This window comes from Loktanella sp. DJP18, assembly GCF_049310965.1.
Lineage (GTDB): Bacteria > Pseudomonadota > Alphaproteobacteria > Rhodobacterales > Rhodobacteraceae > Loktanella.
Genome location: NZ_JBMERN010000339.1, coordinates 1 through 1,082, shown reverse-complemented (window position 1 = coordinate 1,082; position 1,082 = coordinate 1). Strand labels below are relative to the sequence as shown.

1 protein-coding gene is annotated in these 1,082 nt (G+C 58.1%); it reads left to right on the top strand.

Going from position 1 to position 1,082, the window contains the following annotated elements:
• Window positions 1-55 precede the first annotated feature (55 nt).
• The gene (locus ACOI1H_RS25745) at window positions 56-1,075 is read left to right on the top strand and encodes an IS30 family transposase (protein WP_422441177.1); all 1,020 of its coding nucleotides are present in this window, start codon (window positions 56-58) and stop codon (window positions 1,073-1,075) included.
• Window positions 1,076-1,082 lie beyond the last annotated feature (7 nt).

The following is a 1,082-nucleotide window of genomic DNA, read 5'->3' as shown; positions in this document are numbered from 1 at the left end:
CTTAGCCTCAAGATTGAAGTGCGACACCAGAGCCCAAAGGGCATAGGATGTTGCTATGGACAGACACTACAACCACCTGGATGCCGAGGAACGTGGCGTAATTTTTGCGGAGCACCGGCGGGGATCGAGCCTGCGTCAGATCGGTCGGCTGCTTGGCCGTCATCATGGCACCATTGGGCGCGAGCTTGTGCTGGGGGCCAGTCCTACGGGGTATGACCCTCAGAGATCACACCAGGTTCGAGACGCGTCCGCACGACGCTCCGGCCGGCGGCGCAAACTGGTGCCCGCGGCTCCATACTATGCTTGGGTCCGCGATCGTCTGATCCATTGGCGCTGGTCGCCAGAGCAGATCGCGGCCAGACTACGGCTTATGCATCCAGATGATCCCAGCCAGCGCATCAGTCACGAAGCGATCTATGCTGCAATCTACGCTCAACCACGTGGCGGGTTGAAGGTGCTGATGATTGAGGCGCTGCGGCAGGCCAAGCCGAAACGCGGCATGCGACGCACGACCTTAGCGGGCTCAGCTATAGTACCGGAAACGTTGCGCATTATCCATCGTCCCGAAGACATCGAGGCACGCCTGGTTCCCGGCCATTGGGAAGGCGATCTGATCAAGGGGGCTTTCAATCGCTCAGCAATAGGCACGGTTGTGGAACGCAAGACGCGCTTCGTCATTCTCAGCAAGATGCAGGGCTGTACCGCCAACGCTGCTCTCGAAGGCTTTACGCGGCAGATGAAACGTCTGCCCGTAGCGTTGCGCCAGTCGATGACTTATGATCGTGGTTCTGAGATGGCATGCCACCCAGAACTCTCTCGCCGTCTGAAGATCGACATCTGGTTTTGTGATCCTCACGCACCGTGGCAACGTGGATCAAACGAAAACACAAATGGCCTGCTCCGCCAGTTCTTCCCGAAAGGGACCGACCTAAGCTGCCTCAGTCAAACCGCCCTGAACGACGTCGCACGCATGATGAACCACCGTCCTCGTAAGACACTAGGATGGAGAACTCCCGCCGAAGCCATGGCCGAAGAACTTGCGGCCATTAAACCAACCGTCGCACTTCAAACTTGAATCCAAG